The following is an 18,941-nucleotide window of genomic DNA, read 5'->3' as shown; positions in this document are numbered from 1 at the left end:
GTTCATCGAGTATTAAGGTTTTTTAACTACTTGTACGGTAGCAGGACGAAGTAGTCTATCTCTAATTTTATATCCTGATTGCATTAAAGTAATAATACTATTCGGTGCATGATCAGGATGTTCTATCTGCGCAATTGCATTATGTAAATTATAGTCGAACATTGATCCTATTTCCGGCTTTATTTCTTCAATATGATGTTTATGAAAGACTTTGTCTAGCTCGTCTTTAGTCATCTGAACGCCTGCAATAATATTTGTGACTTCTACATCAGAATTTGCCGGTTTATGTGCTAATGCTCTTGAAAGATTATCACTAACATTTAGTAGTTCTTTAGCAAATGTAGCAATTGCATAATCTTTTGCTTCGTCACGTGCTTTTTCTAAACGCTTCCTTGTATTGTCTATTTCGGCAGTAGTTCTTATTAGCTTATCTTTTAGCTCTTCAATCTCGGCTTTTAACGCTGTTATCTCCGGATTTTCCGTTTCAACTATCTCTTCAGCAATATCATTTATTGTTTGTTCATTATTTTCTATATTATCGTCTATCATATTATTTACTTTATATTTATGTTCTTTTTTGAGATATATATAGATATAATAAAAATTTTTTCAATGGTATACTCGTTTAATTTGAAAAATTGGCGTCGTTGTTTCGTATTTTTTTATCCTCACGTACTAGTATGTACGCTGCGGTCAAAAAATATGAAACGCCTTGCTCTTTTCCAAATTAAACTTCGTCTACTATTTATTTTTACTTATGGAGTACAGATTGTATTATGATGAGACAGTCAGGAAGAAAAAGCAATCAATTACGTCCTATTTCATTAGAATTATCCCCGCTTATTAATGCGGAAGGTTCATGTCTTATTAAAATCGGTAATACACATGTCATGTGTAGTGCTACTTGTGAAACTACCGTACCGCCATTCTTGAGGGGACAAAATCAAGGCTGGATTACTGCCGAGTACGGTATGCTTCCCGGTTCTACATCACAGCGTATTAAAAGAGAAGCGGCACTCGGAAAACAAGGCGGCAGAACGCAAGAGATACAGCGTTTAATAGGTAGGGCGATGCGATGTGTAATTGACGTGAAGAAACTCGGCGAGAGGCAAATTATCATAGATTGTGATGTTATTAATGCTGACGGTGGTACTAGAACTGCAGCAATAACAGGGAGCTACGTAGCATTGCACCTAGCTATTAGGTCCTTGATGAAAAAGAGAGTTTTAAAGGTGAACCCGTTAATTAGTCAAATTGCAGCTATTTCTTGCGGTATATATAAAGGTGAGGCGATACTAGATTTGGATTATTTAGAAGATAGTGATGCGGACGTGGATAGTAATTTTGTGTTTGCAGGTAACGGTAATTTAATCGAAGTACAAGGCACGGCAGAGAAAAATCCTTTTTCCGAAGAGCAGTTTTTAGCAATGTTAAAACTTGCTAAAGGCGGAGCTGCGGAATTATTTAAACTACAAAATCATGTACTGCTTGGGTCTTAGAAAGTTGCTAAGTGGATCCGTTTTCCCGTCATTGCAAAAAATGCTAATTTATAGCATTTTTTTGTTATTTTTCTGGATTGCCGCATCGCTTTGCTCCTCGCAATAACGGTGCATGTATCCACGCAACCAATCTTCCACGAGAATAACGTATTTATTAAGCGTATGGATTATCATCAAAAGCAATATGTTCACCTGATAATATAATTGTCTTATCTCGATTGGTATTATTTATAAATACCTTATGATTAAGATCTGTTACTTTAACACTACTATGTGGTCCTAAGATTAATTCTGCAACATTGCCTAGGCTTTCAAACGTAACACGCTGATTAGCTCCAATTGTTATTTTATTGGGGTATATATTAATATTTGCTGTTCTACTTTCTTCGGTAAAAGTAATAGTTCTATATTTTGGATCGTTCATATTTTCCTCTTTGAATGAATTTTAAGTTATAAAATCATTACTACAATATTCCATATACTACTTCAATTAAAAATTTTTTAACCTAGCTCTTTACTCAATTTATAATTGCTATTATAGTGTATTTTTTAAATTTAAGCGGCTATGGTATTAAGATTATATTATTGTCTAGTATGCCTTATAATTATTTTTGATATTAATAAGGTACATGCTTCGGCATGGTTGTTAGAGCAGGGAAGATATAGATAGGGGGTTAATAAAGTTAATAAGATATCAAAAAACGAGAAAAAGCAAAGAGAAGAAGCCGTTTTATACATAAGAGAAAGAGTAGCTTATCTATGGGAATACCTCAAAAAAGTAAGCGATCAGCCGAGTCTTCATGCAAAAATCTTACGACAAATAAAAAGATTAGAGCAGAAGATAGTAGAATTATCCTCTGATCAATATGAGCAATTTGTAAGTAGTACTGTAGAATACGGTATTACCGATAATCAAAATATTGGAGTACATTTTTTGTACAAAGAAGATAAATTTTTGAATGAAAAAAACATAAGCACGGATGCTTCTATTTACTATAAATTGAAGCTATTTGAAGATAAAGATTTTGTTATTTCGGCTCAGCCTAAAATTTTAATGAGTAAGAGTAAAAAATTTAAAGAAGATTTTTTAGGCGAGATATCTTTACTAATGGGAATGTCTAAAAATATCCGCCCTGTTACTATTTTTAATCAAAATATATTTAGCTTTGGACATTCAATTAATATTGGTTCTAAGAAGATGTATTATAATTTTTCTACTTGTGAAGGGATTAAATTTAAAAACAGCATAATGCTTACAAGTTTTACAAAATACCATACTCGGCAAAATTACGGCTATGTATATGATAGTTCAGTTTATGAGCAGCTAGGAATTGCAAAGATAATTAATTTTGGTAAAGAGAATAGAAACTTGTTAACTGCTCAAATCGGTTATTTTGGGGATCGCAGTTTTTCAAATAAGAAATATAAAATATCAGGTATAAGTTTTTCAGCATGGTTAGATGTATAAATGAAGATATAATATTACAGATAATCAGAGATAAAAACTTATTAGGTAAAAAACAAGCTACTAGTTTAAAAGCTATGATCGAAGAAGCAATTATCGATAATGAGATAATGATTGATATATTATATGAAAATAGAATATTGCCGCTAATAAGCAATATTGCTTATATTAAAATTTATAATTATTCTTATATACAAGCCTATGTAGTGAATGGTTATTGTATATATGAAGATGTTCACGGTAATACCATAACTGCTATACATGATCTAAAAATATTGTTTAGTAATAATAATATTTTTAGATCTATAATGCTGATCAAGAAATATTATTTTTATAAATTATTAGAAAAAAATTTCGCCCATTTAACTAGTATCAAACCAAAATATGCTCTTGAATTTAAAGTCGGACCGATTATTGCTAAGAATATTAATTATACCAATAAAATAATTAATATTTTTCGTCGTGTTTATAGCCACATTGATTTATCTGCCGGTTTTATTTCATGTTGCTAATAATATAGGCTATTGTTTGCAAAATATTTTAAAATCTCTGTTATTTATAAGGGCAGTAAGAGAATCGCCTTCGGTAGGGTTGCATGGATTGAAAAGCATATTTGGTGTCATACCGTGGTTTGACCATATTAGTATTTTTAACTGGATCCCGCGATCAAGTCGCGGGATGACAGAGGTGGAATCGCTTCACAAAACAAGTAGTACTAAAAATCATTCGGTGGAATCACAAATTTTTCAAAATGAGGCGAAAGCTTTACCGGTTTATACAGTACCGTTATATAAAATTAAGTAAGTTAAGGTCAATAATTAAAAATATTTCATTAATTAATTATCCAAAAGATAAGCTAGGCGTTAAAATTATTATCGAAGATGACGATTATCTAATGATTAAAGAAATAGTGTTATATAATTTACCGTCTTATTTTCATGTTATATCTGTTCCGAAAAGTCTACCAAGAACTAAAAGCCGAAAGTCCTTAATTATGCTCTAGAATATTCACGTGGCGAGTATCTAGTAGTATATGATGCTGAAGATAAACCTAAACCTGAACGGCTACTTAAAGCTCTAGCAATATTTAAAAACTTGCCTCTAGAATATGCTTGTCCTCAAGCTAAGCTTAATTTTTATAATAAAAAGGAGAATATTTTAACCAAAATGTTTAATATAGAATATAGTTTATGGTTTGAATATATCTTGAAAGGATTAAGTTTGCTAAAACTTCCTACACCTCTTGGGGGTACTAGTAATCATATTAAATAAGCTTGGCGGATGGGATGCTTATAATGTAACAGAAGATGCCGAACTTGGTATAAGAATTTACTCACAGAACTATAAAGTAGCTATTCTTGATTCCTATACTCTAGAAGAAGCTCCGAATAGTTTAGGTAATTGGTTAAATCAAAGATCACGTTGTATTCAAGGCTTTTTGCAAACATTTTTGGTATTTAAAGCACAAAAAGATAAATGCCAAAAGTTTACTTTATTGCAAGTAATAACAATTTATATTTTCATCGGCTTATCTACTTATAATTTTTGGAGTTTACCCTTTATAATATTGTCTATTGTTATAAATAAAAATTCTATAATTAATTATTTATGGCTTATTAATAGTATTTTTTCGCTTTTATATCTATATGGTACAGCTCTGTATATATTAAAAAATTCTTTAAAAAGCGGAAAAGTAAAATTTCAGGATATAGTAGCTTTGATCTTATGGGCTAGTTATTTTATATTACATACTGTAGCTTCATATAAAGTAGTATTTGAAATAATTTGCTACCCTTTGAATTTGAAATGGAGTAAAACTAAACACGGCACTATTTTAGAGGATTTTGAGAAAGAATAGACCTCTAATAAAAAAAATTTTATTCTTGCCCCTTGAACTAACAAAAATAAAATATATATAGTATGTACATTTAAAGATTTAATAATTGGAGGTTAAAATGTCTTTTAAACCATTACATGATAGAATTGCAATAAAGCCTATCGAACAAGAAGAAAAAACTAAAGGTGGAATTATTATTCCGGATACTGTAAAAGAAAAGCCGATGCAAGGTGAAATAGTAGCCGTAGGTAACGGTATTCGTAATAAAAAAGGCGAAATTCATCCTTTAGAGCTAAAAGTAGGCGATAAAGTTTTATACGGTAAATGGGCAGGCACCGAAATTGAAATTGAAGGCGCAAAACTGATCGTTATGAAAGAAAGCGACGTATTTGGTATTATTAATTAATTATTTATTTTAAGGAGAAATTAAATATGGCAACAAAACTTATTAAGCACGGTTCAAAAGCTCGTGAGCAAATGCTAGAAGGCATTAATATACTTGCAGATGCAGTAAAAGTTACTTTAGGTCCAAAAGGTAGAAATGTACTTATCGAGCAATCATTCGGTTCACCGAAAATTACCAAAGACGGTGTGACGGTTGCAAAATCGGTCGAGTTAAAAGATAAAATTAGAAATGCAGGAGCTCAGCTATTAAAATCAGCTGCTACAAAAGCTGCAGAAGTAGCCGGTGATGGTACTACTACAGCTACGGTACTTGCTAGAGCTTTGGCTCGTGAGGGTAATAAGCTAGTAGCTGCCGGTTATAATCCTATGGATTTAAAGCGTGGTATGGATTTAGCGGTAAACGCAGTAGTAGAAGAAATTAAAAAATCCAGTAAAAAAATCAATAGCCAAGAGGAAATCGCACAAGTTGGTACTATCTCTTCAAACGGTGATAAGGAAATCGGTGAGAAAATTGCTAAGGCAATGGAGGAAGTCGGTAAAGAAGGTGTAATAACCGTTGAGGAAGCAAAGAATTTTAGCTTCGATGTTGAAGTAGTTAAAGGTATGATGTTTGATAGAGGTTATCTATCACCGTATTTTGTAACGAATTCCGAGAAAATGGTTGCTGAGCTTGAAAATCCTTTCATCTTACTATTTGAAAAAAAATTATCAAATTTACAACCGATGTTACCTATACTTGAGGCTGTAGTACAATCACAACGCCCGCTATTAATTATTGCTGAGGATGTTGAGGGCGAAGCTCTTGCAACGCTTGTAGTCAATAGATTACGTGGTGGTTTAAAAGTTGCGGCAGTAAAAGCTCCCGGTTTTGGCGATAGAAGAAAAGCAATGATGGAGGATATTGCTATCCTAACTAAAGGTGAGCTTATTACTGAAGATTTAGGTATGAAGCTTGAAAATGTGAGTATTAAGAGTCTAGGGACGGCAAAAAGAGTAACAATTTCTAAAGAAAATACCGTAATTGTTGACGGTAACGGTGATAAGAAAAATATTGAAGATAGAGTATTACAAATTAAATCTCAAATAGCTGAAACTACTTCTGATTATGATAAAGAAAAACTACAAGAGCGTTTAGCTAAACTTTCCGGCGGTGTTGCCGTATTAAAGGTTGGCGGTGCTACGGAAGTTGAAGTGAAAGAGCGTAAAGATCGTGTTGAAGATGCACTTGCTGCTACAAGAGCGGCAGTTGAGGAAGGTGTTGTTGCCGGTGGCGGTGTAACATTACTTCATGCATCACAACCTTTAACAAAGCTTAAAGTAGAGAATAAGGATCAACAAGCAGGTATTGAAATAGTAATAGAAGCTTTAAAGGATCCGCTAAAACAGATTGTTGAAAATGCCGGTGAAAACGGTGGCGTAGTAGTTGGTAAATTACTAGAACATCAGGATAAAAATTATGGCTTTAATGCTCAAGATATGCAATATGTCGATATGATTAAAGCAGGAATTATTGATCCGGCTAAAGTAGTGCGTACTGCACTTCAAGATGCTGCTTCCGTTGCTTCGTTAATTATTACCACGGAAACTTTAATTGTTGACGAACCTTCTGATAAGGAAGAGCCAATGCCAATGCGTGGCGGTATGGGAGGCATGGGCGGTATGGATTTCTAAGTCTATATCTCTATAAGATAGGTTATGCAATAGATCTAATAAACCCGTTTTGTTGTATTGCTTGTTTCCCTCATTGTAAGGAGGCATTGTTGCGTGGACCGCAAAACCTGTTCAATGTCATATCGTGGCTTGATCACGGTATCCAGAAAACAACTAAAAATACTAATGATACTAGTGTTTTAAATTGGATCCCGCGATCAAGTCGCGGGATGACAATTAAGAAACTGGTCCACGCAGGCAATGCCTGCTCCGCAATGATGATTTTAACAACGTGCCGTACAACACATTATTAAGTCGTAGTAGGACACTGAAAAACTGATTCATGTAACAAATGGGTTTTAAAGCGATTCTTTGCTTAATTTGAAAATAAACTCTTTAATAAAACTCTTCCTCAAAAAATAAAATATAGAATTTCTTGTAATTATTTCAGTAAATGATTGCAAATATTTTTTAATTAATTATAATGGTTCAACCTTTGGTATTTATCCTATGAGACTGTTAACAAAATAATTTTAAAGCTAATTAAATTCTTTTTAACTGCAAATTATAAGATTTTTTTGAAATAGGGATATTTATTACTGTAAAAATCTTGTTGATTTTCGTTTAAAAATCTCTTTAATTATCAATTAAAGTTATTTTGTTAACAGCCTTATATAGGATGATCAAAAGGTTTAAAGCGGTTTTACGCTTTAATTATTAAGAATAGATTTCTTGTTGAAGCTATAGGCAAGGTTAATCTATTTTTAGCTTTTGGTCGGTTAAACTATGCTAACTAAAATTAGTAAGGTTTTAGAAAAATTACTATTCTTATTTTAAAAAAATCTTATAATTTATACGGTTAAGAAAGACTAAAATAAGATAATTTAAATTTTATATATAAAACTTAAAAATTAGGTTCTAAAAGCAATCTAAATAATGTGAATTTAGGATAAAAGATAAAATAATAGGGTAGGGTAGTGCGAAGCTTGCCACAAGCTTAATTTTTCCTGTTAATATCAACTAAAGCTGGGTTTTATTAATATTTACTAAAAATAGCAAATTAATTAGAAATATTAATAGAACTTAATCAAGTTTATTGCTTTAATTGGTGTTTAGTTATTCGTAAGTATAACTATTAACTGAATTAGTATAAATTAAAGAGGTAGTTTTGCTTCAAAGGGTTATTAAAAATTTAAATCATAATTTATCTAAACATGATATTGCTGCTCAAATAACAGGTAGGATCAAACATCCAATATCAATTTTATATAAATTATATCGTAAGGGTATAAAGTTAGAAGAATTAACAGATATTTTTGTGATAAGCATAGTGGTAATAGATGAAGAGAAATGTTATAAAGCTTTAAAAGCAGTTCATGATCTTTATGAGTATGAAAAGGATAAACTTAAAAATTATATTCTTAATCCTAAACCAAACGGCTATCAATCTTTGCATACTATTATCACAACTGAGGATAATTATAAAATAGAGATACAAATACGTGATCATAAGATGCATTATCATGCAGATAGCGGTGAAGCTGCACACTGGAAATATAAAAATAGTTTTTAGCTGATATACACTTCTTTTTTTTCTAAAGTATATGCCTATTCCTTTAGGAAGAAGTTTGAAATAATGAATATCCAAGATGAAAGACGACTTCTATCTTAATTTATTTTTTTATTTTGTATTATTTCACCGGAGCTAATTTTACCGTATGGCTTAATTCTTGTTAAACGTTCTACGCTATCGGCAATATTCTTATCAAAAATTTTGCTAATATCAGCATGTGTACATATTGTATCCTCTATAGCATCATGAAGAAGGGCAACATTTATCATATATGATTTGTAAAGTTTAGGAGCTTCAGGAGCTGTAAAATCTGCAAGCATGATTGCAACTTCTATAGGGTGAGAATAATAAGGCTCACCTGATTGACGCATTTGAGAAGCATGATATTTACGGGTATAATAAAGACCTTTTTCAATTTCTGTTATATCTATAGGTGAGTCTACTATAGTATTCAAATATTTAATTCGATCAATTAATTTTTTACTATAATCACAAACCTCAAATTTTTTCTGCCAAATATCAATATCTTCCATAAACCTACTAATTATTTAAACTTCTTCCTAAAGGAATAGGCATATACTTTAGAAAAAAAAGAAGTGTATATCAGCTAAAAACTATTTTTATAAGAAAATTAATAAGATTTTAGAAAAACATGATATTTATTTTTTAAATTTATCGATAATCAATGGTTAAGCACAAGTTAAACTATATCTTGATTTTTAAATAGGATTATATTTTTGTGATTTTTTTACACAGTTACATTACATTAATATTAATTTTTGTTAACATGATAAATTGAATATATTACTATAATAATAGCTAGTATCTTAAGTAAAAATATAAAAATAGTTAATAAAACTTAATAAAAAGAAAAGCATTTTTTTATTTATTCTCAAATATTTTTTCACTTTAGTGGTTTATAACTTCTTGCAATATATTAAAAATTTAGTAAGCATTGTTAATTGTAAAGATGGATTATTATTCAATCTATTTTTATATATATCGAAATACAATTTAAATTAAAGGTAAATTATGACTAAAAAACTAGTTGATAACAAAATAGCTCCTAATAAAGCAGAGTACGATAAGAAATTTTCGCATGTCTTAGGTGTTACCCCATATCGTGGGGCAGTAACCTTACCGAAGACAATGGCTTGAGTTTGCGAAGAATTAAAGTTGTTAAAGGATAGCTCACAGAAAAATGAGATGGAAGGAGGAAAAAAGCCTTTCCTGGTGATGTTGACTTTCCTGATGATACTCTAAGTGCACCGGCAATTAAAGATGGACATCTTCTTAGCGGTGGAAAAGAAGATAAGAGGGATTCTGTTAATTATACTAATGCAGAAATGCGATAATTTTCATCTGACAAAACATTTGATTGGAGAGATGGAAGCAAGTATCATCATGTTCATGAAGTAAAAGCCGGTGACAAGTTTGATATACATTGGGATTATACCATGGCACATAAAACACGTGGTTATACATATGCGATCACTGATCATCCTACTGACTTTTCTCAAAGACTAACTTTAATGAGCTTAAGACATTTTTTGAAAATATAAGCCAAGCAAAACCATTTTGGAGACATCCATTACCTGCTTCTACCGATCACTCAATAATTCTCCCGGAAAGAGAAGCAGGATTTCGCGTTCTTTTAGAAAGATGGATAATCGCTGATACCGGCATGGCATTTCATCAATCATGGGTTCTTGAATATGAAGCAAGTTTAGGCAGTGAAGGGCCCTGGACATGGACACCATCATCACGATGCTTAATTAAGCTTTAAAGCAACTTAATAGCGAGTGGTTGTGCGCTAAGCGACTCAAAGCTTTGTTGTGCGGATGGATACCCAAGTCGTCATTGCGAGGAAAAATTGAAAATTTTGACAAAGCAATCGCGGACCAAAATCTTGAGATTGCCACGCTCCTTTCAGTCGATCGCAATGACGGTTTAGTATCCACGCAACAATGCTTAAATTCTTGCGTTACTATCTACTCAAAGCTTTTAGGCCTTCCTTTAAGCCGTCTTTTATAAATGAAATTTTAGCTTGTTTGCCGTCTGCGGTAATTAGTTCTATATAATTATCGTTTGATAAAATTATGTCTAGATCGTCTTTTGTAATAATAGCTAAAGCCTGACAGCCGTTTACTGTACAATTTACGTATTTTCCGGCTGCTATTCGTTTGTCACCGCTATTAATAACTGTACCTGCCGGAATTTGAACATTTGACGGGACTATTTCTATTATTTTTAATTCCTGTTCTTCTTGCTCCCCATTGAAATAACCTATGTGATAAATGGCTAATATTTCCTTTTCTTTATCTTTCTCTAGATTATTAATTTGTTGTGATAAGAAGCAAAGTTGTTTTTTCTCATTATTAAGAGTACAATTTAAAGTCCAAGCTCCGTACTTTTTTGGTGCTGTTGATGCGTTGACGTTTCCTATGCTATACAAAACAAAAGTGCCGGTTATTATAAATAATCCACTAAAAACAAAAGCAACTTTTTTTATACAATCTTTCATATAATTTTTAACCTTTTTAAAATATTTTCTTTTCCTAAAATTTCTGCAATCTCAAATACGCTAGGTGATGCAGTCATACCTGTTATTAAAGCTCTTACCGGTTTCATAATGTCATTCAGCTTTAAGTCGTTTGCTGCTGCTATTTCTTTAAATTTATTCTGTACAGATTCCTTATCAAACTGCTCAAGTTCGCTTAAGTTTTCTATAACTTGTTTAATTAAATTCTTATCGCAATTTTCTATAATTTCTTTTGAATCTTGGTTGTAGATAATAGGCGAATCTACTAGATAAATTTGAGCAAGGCGTGTTAGTTCTAGTAATGTTTCACTTCTAACTAACAAGCTTGGCATTGCTTGTTTGATATAGCCTATTTCCTGCTCACTAACCTTAAACTTCTTCGGCAACTCTACTGCTAGGGGTAATTTGTACGTCAATCCGGTACTCGCATCCTCACGTATGTCTATATACGCTGCGGTGCTGCGTTCCGTGTTTTCTTCAAATTCCTTCCTATAAGCGAGCTTCCGAAGAAGTTTATTATAATTTTGTTCCAATATCTCTACAGTCTTTGAAGTTAAGCTATCATTGTCAAGCATTCTTAAGTAATGAGCGTTAAGGCTATTCATCTTAGCAAAATCAAGCTTAGAAGGTGATTTACCAAGTGAATCAAGATTAAACCAGTCTATAGCCTGAGTCATTGAGATAATTTCATCATCGCCGTGACTCCATCCAAGACGCAGTAAATAATTACACAAACTTTCCGGTAAATACCCCATATCCTTATAAGCTTCAACGCCTAATGCTCCATGCCTTTTGGATAATTTTGTTCCGTCTGCTCCATGAATTAACGGTATATGAGTCATGCTCGGTACTTCATATCCGAAAGCCTGATAAATAGCGAGTTGCCTTGCTGCATTGGTTAAATGATCGTCACCTCTAATAATATGAGTTATACCCATATCATGATCGTCTACTACAACGGCTAGCATGTAAGTAGCAGTGCCGTTTGCTCTTAATAGTACCATATCGTCTATATGAGAGTTTTCAATTACTACCTCACCTTGTAAGGTGTCATGAATTGTTATGCTACCCTCTCTTGGAGTTTTTAGACGTATTACCGGCTTAATATCAGTAGGATAGATAGATGGATCTTTGTCACGCCACTCGCTATTAAAAATAAAATGTTGTTTATTTTCTAAAGCTTGTTGTCGCTGTCTTTCTATTTCTTCTTGGCTAGTAAAACAATAATATGCTTTACCGTTTTGCAGTAATTTTAGTGCAGCTTCTTTGTAAAGATTATTACGTTTAGACTGGAATATAACCTCACCGTTCCAATCAAGCCCTAGCCATTTTAGACCTGAGAATATAGCTTCTACCGCTTCTTTAGTTGACCTTTCTTTATCAGTGTCTTCAATGCGAAGCAAGAACTTACCGTTATGATGCCTTGCGAACAAATAATTAAAAAGGGCGGTTCTTGCCGAACCTATATGTAAAAACCCCGTTGGTGACGGAGCAAATCTAGTAATTACGTTATTAGTCATTTATTATCTTTTTTAAATATATACTAAGAACTGTGTCATACCGTGGCTTGACCACGGTATCCAGAAAACAACTAAACATACTAATAATACTAGTATGTTTAACTGGATCCCGCGATCAAGTCGGCTTTGTTGCATGGATCAGTTTTTGCGTCATTGCGAGGAAATTGCATAGCAATTAACGAAGCAATCCAGTAAAAAATGCTAAAATTAGCATTTTTTTATTATTTTTCTGGATTGCCACGCTCCTTACAGTCGCTTGCAATGACGATTCGGTATTCATGCAACAAGGCTGATCAAGTTAGCTAGAATAACACATACTCTTTCTCCCCAAACACATAAAATAATTTACGTCTATATCATCGCTTAATTTCCACTCATTTTTAGCCGGATCATATACCAAGCCTTTCAGCTCTTTAATTTCAATTTCGGTATCCGTAAGCATTTCGTAAATTTCCAACGGTTTTAGGAATTTGCTATAATCATGAGTGTTTTTTGGTACCCAACCTAAAATATATTCGGCAACTATTATTCCAAGTATATAAGCTTTTTTAGTACGGTTAATCGTAGAAATTATTGCCATACCGTTTGGCTTAATATGCTTCACCAAATTTAGTATAAATTGCTGTACGTTTTCTACATGTTCAATAACCTCAAGACAAATTACCACATCATATAGCTTGTTACTTTCTAATTCTTCTATAGTAGATTGTAAATAATTTACCTTTACGCCGTTTTCCTTAGCATAAGCAGTTGCCGTTTCAATATTACTTTGCAGTGCATCAATTGCTGTAACGTTAAAACCTTGAGCCGCTAAAGGCGTTGCAATTAACCCTCCACCGCAACCGACGTCTAATATTTCTAATTTAGAAATATCGTTAGACATCTTCTCAAACTCTACTTCTAGAGGTAATTTGTGCGTCAATCCGCTGCTCGCATCCTCACGTACTTCTATGTACGCTGCAGTGCTGTGCTGCGTATTTCCTACAAATTCCTCTCTATAAGCGAGTTTGGAAAGGTGTCTATTGTAATGCGTAGTTATTTTCTCTATTATATATTCAAAGCGAATAGGGTTTATTCGGTGTAAGATACCGAATTCTCCATCCTTATTCCACCAATTATGAGAAATTTTCTCAAATTTTTCTAATTCTCTTTTATCAATTGAAGACATAGTCTATGATTCTTTCCAATATCATCCCGTGGCTTGACCATGGGCTTCATAAGTACAGCCTAAGAACTTTAGTGGATCCCGTGGTCAAGCCACGGGATAACAAGAGGCCATACAACAAACATATATAATATACTCAGATGACTTTAATAATACTAGCCTTAATTTTAATTAGCTGCATATTTGCTCCGCTTGGCTGCATTGCCCTATGGAAGAGATATATTTATTTCGGTGACGGGTTTGCTCATAGTAGTTTTTTAGTGGCTAGCATAAGTATTATAGCACATGTTCCATTAATATATTCAGGCATAATAGTTGCAATTCTTTTTTCGTTTTTTGTGTTTATTTTTAAAAATAATTCTGAAAAAAACGCAGTTATTAATTTGATTTCTAGCTTCATGCTAGCTGTTGCTTTAGTTATTAATTATTTTACTTCTTTGCAGAATAATATAGTGAATTTGTTGTTTGGGGATATTTTATCCGTATCTTTTAATGATTTGATGATACTTGCAATAGTGCTAATAACTATTATAGGCTTTATAGTATATTTTTATAATCAAATTCTTCTTATCATTATCAATAGGGATATTGCCGTCATAAAAGGCTTAAAGGTTAATACTATTGAGCTAATATTTTTACTTCTTCTCTCATTATCGGTATTTTCTGCTATAAAGATTGTCGGAGTACTTATGGTAACTGCTATTTTACTTATTCCTGCAATGATTGCACGGTTTGTAGCATATAGCCCCTCCCAGATGATTATAATATCAATTCTTATATCTTTATTTATTAATTTTTGTGCCGCATTTAGCTCTCTCTACTTTGATTTACCTTTAACTCCATTGTTTATTATATTAGGTACGTTTCTTTATGGTTTGTTGTATTTAAAGCGATTATTATGAACAAAAATGAATTTACTGAATATGTCAAAGAATTGTTAGAACCATATGGTTCAGTAGCCGTTCGTGCAATGTTTGGTGGATATGGATAAGGGTGGTGTTATGATAGGAATTATTAAGAGCAATGAATTATATTTTAAGTCAGACCTAAGCACTTATGAATATTTTCAATCTTTCGGTTCTGAGTCATTTGTATATCAAAGTAAAGGTAAACTTGTAACTCTATCATATCGGAAGGTGTTACCTGAAATTATGGAGGATCAAGAGTTATTAGGTAAGTGGTTTAAATTAGTTTTGAATGCTGCTATTAATAGTCAAAAGACAAAATAAATGTTGCCCCGTGGTTTGGCCAGCATTGTTGTGTGTGAAGTTTTTTTCCGTCATTGCGAGAAGGCGTCATAGGCGTCGACGAAGAAATCTCAGGTACGATTCCTGAGATTGCCACGCTCCTTGCAGTCGCTCGCAATGACGTTAGAATCTATCCACGTTTTTCATAATCTCAAGATAATCAATTTTGCCGTTTGTAAGTAAAGGTATTTCTGAATCGGTAATAATTACTTTTGGTAAATGTAGTAAAGAAATTTGAGCTTTAGATACAGCATCTGCAAAGTTCTCTCTATTTATATCGGAACCGGTAGTAAGTAAAATAATCTTTTCTCCGTGCGTTTTATCGGGAATAGAAATAGCAGCGTGCAAGGAATCAGGATCAATTTCGCTTGCAAGCTCTTCAATTTTTGTAAGAGATATCATGTCCCCTGCTATTTTAGCAAAGCGTTTTAAACGTCCTAAAATTGTTATATATCCTTCAGAATCGATTTTGACTATATCGCCTGTGTCGTACCATTCTTTATAAGTACGGTGACCTTCTAAGTCCAAGTAACCAAGCATGATGTTAGGACCCTTAATGAATAAACGTCCCCCTTCATTTATGCCCTCTACTTTCTCAAGCTTATAATCAATTTTCGGTAATAATCTTCCTACCGTGCCTGCTTTATTATGCATAGGGGTATTGCAAGTTATAATAGGTGAGGCTTCTGTAATCCCATATCCTTCAAAAATACGTATGCCGTACTTGTTAAGCCAAAATTGTCTTGTAGATTCTTTTAATTTCTCGCTACCGGCAAATATATAGCGTAATGAGTAAAAATCATATGGGTGAGCGTAATTAGCATAACCGTTTAAAAAAGTATCGGTAGAAATTAATATAGTTGCTCCAATATCGTATATCACTTCAGGAATGCTACGATAATTTAGTGGAGAAGGATATAGAAACAGCTTAATACCGTTTAAAGTTGTAATAATTGCACCACTAAGACCAAAACAATGAAATAGCGGTAGCGCATTAAATACTATATCTTCAGGGCTAAAAGGTACTTTAGCAGTTATTTGATATCTATTAGTTTGTAAATTTCTGTGAGATAATAATACGGCTTTAGGTTCACCTTCAGTACCCGAAGTAAAAATTATCACTGCCGGTTTTTCGTCATCACGATTACGACAAAAATAATTGTAATAAGTTTGGGCACAATAACTTCCTATTTTTGCTTTTAGTTTTAGAGCTGTACCACTCTGATTTTTAAAATCTTCTAAATATATTATTTTAATACCGAAATCTAATAAGTTAGTTATTAATTCATGTAAATTTGCTTTCTCAATAAATTGTTTTGAAGTGTAAACTACTTTAACTTGTGCAAGTTTACAGGAATTAATAATAGTACTTATGCCGCTGCTCCAGTTAATTATAGCAGGAACATAACCGCTAGATTGCATAGCGTAAAAAGTAATTAACGTATTCGTGGTATTAGGCAACATTAAGCCTAAATTTCTGCCAAAGATATTATTCTTTTTGATTAAATCACCTAGGATAAAAGATTTTAATATTAAATCTCGATAAGTAACCGCATTATTTTCAAAATCATCAACTATTTTTTTCTTAAATCCATGAATTTTAGCAGCTTCTATAAGAGATGAGAATACAGTATTTTTATAGTCTGAACTCTCAAACATCATGTCAGCCATGATATCATAAAGAGTCCTAGATATATAACTGCGTCGTTCTTGATTGCTTGTAGCATCCATATTAGCGAATTTTACCGGCGGTAAAACGGTTATAGTAATTTTAGGAAATATTTTTCTTTTTAATATGTTTTTTAATTTTGATAAATGAGTAAATTGAGTACCGTCTATTCTAACCGGTAAGACGGTAGCACCGGCTTTATCGGCAATCATCCCCGGTCCTTCGTATATTTTCATTAAAGAGCCGGTAACGCTTATTCTACCTTCAGGGAAAATTGCTACTTTCTGATCCTTTTGTACTTCTTTTACTAAAGTCTTTATTGCCATTGGGTTACTTGGATCAACCGGCAAAGTTTTTGCCATACGTAAAAACGGTTTAATCCACCATATTTTTTGTATATCGGGACTAATTGCAAAAGTCATTTCTTCTCGTAAGTAAGTAGCAATTAGCGGCGGATCTAGATATGAAATATGGTTAGCGACCACTACTACTTTTTTACCTGCTTTTTGAAAATTTTCAAATCCTTTAACTTCAACCTTATACATAAGATCAAAACAGATTTGGAATATTCTTCGCAATAGCTTAAACGGAATAATTTTAACTTCAGGTATTAAACGGTAAATATGTATAGTAACGATTATATTAGCTAGGCTAATAAATAATATAATCCAGGGTATAGTGAAATTTAGGTAAAATAATAAAGATAGAATTATTGTTGATCCCACCATGAAAATGGAATTGATAAGATTGTTAACGGCAATAATTCGACTACGATGAGCAGGGTTTGCGTAATGCTGTAATATCGCAAAAAGAGGAACGATATATAATCCGCCTATTGCTGCTAAGAACAATAAATCTATAACTATTCGCCAATTATGTCTTTTCGATAAAAATACTAAAATACTTTTTAGCTGAGTAGGTTCGTAGTTAACTGAGCTAATTCTACTTGCAAAGAATAAATCAATACCGAAAATACTAATGCCTAGGGCTGAAATAAATAGATATTTAACGGTAATCTCATCTTCAAATATTTTGCTACATAAAAACGAACCGACCCCAACACCAAGCGAGAAAACCGCTAAAAATAAATTAGCAACATTCTCATCAGCTTTAAAAGTTACCTTAGCAAGTAAAGGTATTTGAGAAATTATAGCAGCTCCGATAAACCAAAACCATGAAATACCAAGTATAGCTAAATATATCTGTTTTTTTGCTTTGGCATATTTAATCATATTTATGCTTTCATCTATAATATTAAAATTCATTTTAATATCACGATTTGCGTTTTTAGATTTTGGGGAAAACAGGCTTGTAATAAAGCCAAGAAAAGCGATGGTAATTAAGGAATAAATTATAAAATTATTGCTGATTGTACAATAGCTGCCAATTATAGTACCGATAAAAATACCGATAAAAGTTCCGGCTTCAACAAAGCCGTTAGCTTCAAGTAGTTCGTCTTTATTTAGGTGATCAGGTAATACGCTATATTTGATTGGACCGAAAAGAGTAGAATGTATACCCATTAAGCAAATAGAACAAAACAGGATTAACAGATTATTATGATGAAATCCGTAAATTGCAAAGGCAATTATACCGATTTCACAAATCTTAATAATTTTAATAAGATTTGCACGCTCGTATTTATCGGCAATTTGTCCTGCTATGCTTGCGAATATTATAGAAGGTAATACAAAAGTAGCATTAGCAATTAAAACAAGTAGATTATTATATTTACTTAAAGCTCCTGAAATACCATAAGTTATAAGGATTACCAGAGCATTTTTTAATATATTATCATTAAGACAACCGCATAATTGCACTATAAAATTCGGTAAAAATCGTCTATCTTTGAAAAGATATAGTTTGTTTGTGTCCATGATATAAAATATTTTAAATGCCAATTTTGTTGGGTGACTCTTATGTCATTCCCGTGAAAACAGGAATCCAGTAATTAAAAAATATAAATACAGTAAGTTTTTAAAACTAAAAACTCGATTTATCTCGCCTTACCCTGGATTCCCGCCTATGCGGGAATGACATAAGCGAGCCATGCAACAAAACCTAAACTCCCCAAATATTAGCAATTTATATTAATATGTCAAATGTGGTGCTTATTTACTTTCTGTTTCTAAGCGTCTTGATTTTATTAATTCATCTGCAAGAGAAATTTTTTCGTCCGTAGAATCAGTGTAATTTTTTACTATTGTTTGTAATGCAGATAAAGCTTGGCTTGTAGTATCTTTCGTTTTAACTTTCTTTCTTCTTTGTAAATTCTTTTTTAAGGCAGTTGATAAATTATCAAATTTAGCTGGTGATTTGGCTTTTTTCGGTGCTTCTTTGATATCTTTGGTAGATGACATAAATAAATT

At 32.4% G+C, this 18,941-nt stretch carries 19 protein-coding genes and 2 pseudogenes; 13 read left to right on the top strand and 8 right to left on the bottom strand.

The annotated features are described in order from the left end of the window. Positions 1–12: 12 nt before the first annotated feature. Positions 13–549 (bottom strand): nucleotide exchange factor GrpE, encoded by a 537-nt coding sequence (gene grpE, locus MCI_RS01995; protein ID WP_014409450.1) that lies wholly within the window; start codon positions 547–549, stop codon positions 13–15. 230 nt (positions 550–779) lie between these two features. Between grpE and rph the strand changes: the two genes are divergently transcribed. Beyond that, on the top strand, positions 780–1,499 hold the full coding sequence (gene rph / locus MCI_RS01990; protein WP_014409449.1) for a ribonuclease PH: 720 nt from the start codon (positions 780–782) through the stop codon (positions 1,497–1,499). 154 nt (positions 1,500–1,653) lie between these two features. Here rph and MCI_RS01985 read toward each other — a convergent pair whose 3' ends face one another. Continuing rightward, a complete protein-coding gene (locus MCI_RS01985) occupies positions 1,654–1,923 on the bottom strand; it encodes a hypothetical protein (protein WP_014409448.1) in 270 nt (89 codons plus the stop codon). Between the two features lie 510 nt (positions 1,924–2,433). Between MCI_RS01985 and MCI_RS01980 the strand changes: the two genes are divergently transcribed. The 8 genes and pseudogenes from MCI_RS01980 to MCI_RS01955 all read left to right on the top strand — a co-directional run bounded on the left by MCI_RS01980 (position 2,434) and on the right by MCI_RS01955 (position 8,429). Then, the gene (locus tag MCI_RS01980; protein WP_014409447.1) at positions 2,434–2,967 is read left to right on the top strand and encodes a hypothetical protein; all 534 of its coding nucleotides are present in this window, start codon (positions 2,434–2,436) and stop codon (positions 2,965–2,967) included. Further along, entirely contained in the window at positions 2,952–3,476 is a 525-nt protein-coding gene (locus tag MCI_RS01975; RefSeq protein WP_232202697.1) for a hypothetical protein, read from the top strand. The genes MCI_RS01980 and MCI_RS01975 overlap by 16 nt, the downstream gene beginning before the upstream one ends. 16 nt (positions 3,477–3,492) lie before the next feature. Then, positions 3,493–3,768: a hypothetical protein gene (locus MCI_RS09510; protein WP_232202696.1), complete on the top strand. Its 276-nt coding sequence runs from the start codon at positions 3,493–3,495 to the stop codon at positions 3,766–3,768. A gap of 240 nt (positions 3,769–4,008) precedes the next feature. Then, positions 4,009–4,236, top strand: a pseudogene (locus MCI_RS09505) (glycosyl transferase); the annotation flags it as partial. Next, entirely contained in the window at positions 4,208–4,822 is a 615-nt protein-coding gene (locus MCI_RS09500; protein WP_232202695.1) for a glycosyltransferase family 2 protein, read from the top strand. The pseudogene MCI_RS09505 and the gene MCI_RS09500, both read left to right, overlap by 29 nt. 97 nt (positions 4,823–4,919) lie before the next feature. Continuing rightward, complete coding sequence (locus tag MCI_RS01965; RefSeq protein WP_014409446.1) at positions 4,920–5,207, top strand: co-chaperone GroES; 288 nt, start codon at positions 4,920–4,922, stop codon at positions 5,205–5,207. Positions 5,208–5,233: 26 nt separating this feature from the next. Further along, positions 5,234–6,877, top strand: coding sequence for a chaperonin GroEL (gene groL, locus MCI_RS01960; protein ID WP_014409445.1), 1,644 nt, complete (start codon positions 5,234–5,236; stop codon positions 6,875–6,877). A gap of 1,147 nt (positions 6,878–8,024) precedes the next feature. Then, on the top strand, positions 8,025–8,429 hold the full coding sequence (locus MCI_RS01955) for a bifunctional (p)ppGpp synthetase/guanosine-3',5'-bis(diphosphate) 3'-pyrophosphohydrolase (protein WP_014409444.1): 405 nt from the start codon (positions 8,025–8,027) through the stop codon (positions 8,427–8,429). 116 nt (positions 8,430–8,545) lie between these two features. Here the strand turns inward: MCI_RS01955 and MCI_RS01950 are convergent. Then, positions 8,546–8,962 (bottom strand): annotated as a pseudogene (locus MCI_RS01950) (HD domain-containing protein); the annotation flags it as partial. A 499-nt stretch (positions 8,963–9,461) separates the two neighbouring features. Here MCI_RS01950 and MCI_RS10215 point away from each other — a divergent pair. Then, positions 9,462–9,587, top strand: a complete 126-nt coding sequence (locus MCI_RS10215) for a hypothetical protein (RefSeq protein WP_269479129.1) — start codon at positions 9,462–9,464, stop codon at positions 9,585–9,587. 281 nt (positions 9,588–9,868) lie between these two features. After that, entirely contained in the window at positions 9,869–9,991 is a 123-nt protein-coding gene (locus MCI_RS10470; RefSeq protein WP_332248938.1) for a hypothetical protein, read from the top strand. A gap of 425 nt (positions 9,992–10,416) precedes the next feature. On the opposite strand, the gene MCI_RS01945 is transcribed toward MCI_RS10470, so the two are convergent. From MCI_RS01945 to ubiG, 3 genes are all read right to left on the bottom strand, one after another. Further along, positions 10,417–10,953: an invasion associated locus B family protein gene (locus MCI_RS01945; protein WP_014409442.1), complete on the bottom strand. Its 537-nt coding sequence runs from the start codon at positions 10,951–10,953 to the stop codon at positions 10,417–10,419. Further along, positions 10,950–12,491, bottom strand: a complete 1,542-nt coding sequence (gene gltX / locus MCI_RS01940) for a glutamate--tRNA ligase (RefSeq protein WP_014409441.1) — start codon at positions 12,489–12,491, stop codon at positions 10,950–10,952. Before gltX ends, MCI_RS01945 begins: the two co-directional genes overlap by 4 nt. A 298-nt stretch (positions 12,492–12,789) precedes the next feature. After that, the gene (gene ubiG / locus MCI_RS01935) at positions 12,790–13,659 is read right to left on the bottom strand and encodes a bifunctional 2-polyprenyl-6-hydroxyphenol methylase/3-demethylubiquinol 3-O-methyltransferase UbiG (protein WP_014409440.1); all 870 of its coding nucleotides are present in this window, start codon (positions 13,657–13,659) and stop codon (positions 12,790–12,792) included. Between the two features lie 137 nt (positions 13,660–13,796). Between ubiG and MCI_RS01930 the strand changes: the two genes are divergently transcribed. Beyond that, a complete protein-coding gene (locus MCI_RS01930) occupies positions 13,797–14,558 on the top strand; it encodes a metal ABC transporter permease (protein ID WP_014409439.1) in 762 nt (253 codons plus the stop codon). Positions 14,559–14,639: 81 nt separating this feature from the next. Next, entirely contained in the window at positions 14,640–14,885 is a 246-nt protein-coding gene (locus tag MCI_RS01925; RefSeq protein WP_232202694.1) for a TfoX/Sxy family protein, read from the top strand. A gap of 141 nt (positions 14,886–15,026) precedes the next feature. Here MCI_RS01925 and MCI_RS01920 read toward each other — a convergent pair whose 3' ends face one another. Together MCI_RS01920 and MCI_RS01915 are read right to left on the bottom strand one after the other, a co-directional pair. Further along, positions 15,027–18,449 carry an acyl-[ACP]--phospholipid O-acyltransferase gene (locus MCI_RS01920; RefSeq protein ID WP_014409438.1) on the bottom strand — a complete coding sequence of 1,141 codons (3,423 nt, stop codon included), beginning with the start codon at positions 18,447–18,449 and terminating at the stop codon, positions 15,027–15,029. 234 nt (positions 18,450–18,683) lie between these two features. Then, a complete protein-coding gene (locus MCI_RS01915) occupies positions 18,684–18,932 on the bottom strand; it encodes a hypothetical protein (protein WP_014409437.1) in 249 nt (82 codons plus the stop codon). Between the last annotated feature and the right edge of the window lie 9 nt (positions 18,933–18,941).

Source organism: Rickettsia montanensis str. OSU 85-930 (assembly GCF_000284175.1).
In the GTDB taxonomy this organism is placed as follows: domain Bacteria; phylum Pseudomonadota; class Alphaproteobacteria; order Rickettsiales; family Rickettsiaceae; genus Rickettsia; species Rickettsia rickettsii.
The sequence above is the reverse complement of the archived record's forward strand: the minus strand, read 5'-3'. Positions and strand labels throughout refer to the sequence as shown.

Coding starts and splice junctions, on each gene's coding strand:
- grpE (WP_014409450.1), bottom strand. CDS start 549: ATGATAGACGATAATATAGAAAATAATGAACAAACAATAAATGATATT.
- rph (WP_014409449.1), top strand. CDS start 780: ATGAGACAGTCAGGAAGAAAAAGCAATCAATTACGTCCTATTTCATTA.
- MCI_RS01985 (WP_014409448.1), bottom strand. CDS start 1,923: ATGAACGATCCAAAATATAGAACTATTACTTTTACCGAAGAAAGTAGA.
- MCI_RS01975 (WP_232202697.1), top strand. CDS start 2,952: ATGGTTAGATGTATAAATGAAGATATAATATTACAGATAATCAGAGAT.
- MCI_RS01965 (WP_014409446.1), top strand. CDS start 4,920: ATGTCTTTTAAACCATTACATGATAGAATTGCAATAAAGCCTATCGAA.
- groL (WP_014409445.1), top strand. CDS start 5,234: ATGGCAACAAAACTTATTAAGCACGGTTCAAAAGCTCGTGAGCAAATG.
- MCI_RS10215 (WP_269479129.1), top strand. CDS start 9,462: ATGACTAAAAAACTAGTTGATAACAAAATAGCTCCTAATAAAGCAGAG.
- MCI_RS01945 (WP_014409442.1), bottom strand. CDS start 10,953: ATGAAAGATTGTATAAAAAAAGTTGCTTTTGTTTTTAGTGGATTATTT.
- gltX (WP_014409441.1), bottom strand. CDS start 12,491: ATGACTAATAACGTAATTACTAGATTTGCTCCGTCACCAACGGGGTTT.
- ubiG (WP_014409440.1), bottom strand. CDS start 13,659: ATGTCTTCAATTGATAAAAGAGAATTAGAAAAATTTGAGAAAATTTCT.
- MCI_RS01930 (WP_014409439.1), top strand. CDS start 13,797: ATGACTTTAATAATACTAGCCTTAATTTTAATTAGCTGCATATTTGCT.
- MCI_RS01925 (WP_232202694.1), top strand. CDS start 14,640: ATGGATAAGGGTGGTGTTATGATAGGAATTATTAAGAGCAATGAATTA.
- MCI_RS01920 (WP_014409438.1), bottom strand. CDS start 18,449: ATGGACACAAACAAACTATATCTTTTCAAAGATAGACGATTTTTACCG.
- MCI_RS01915 (WP_014409437.1), bottom strand. CDS start 18,932: ATGTCATCTACCAAAGATATCAAAGAAGCACCGAAAAAAGCCAAATCA.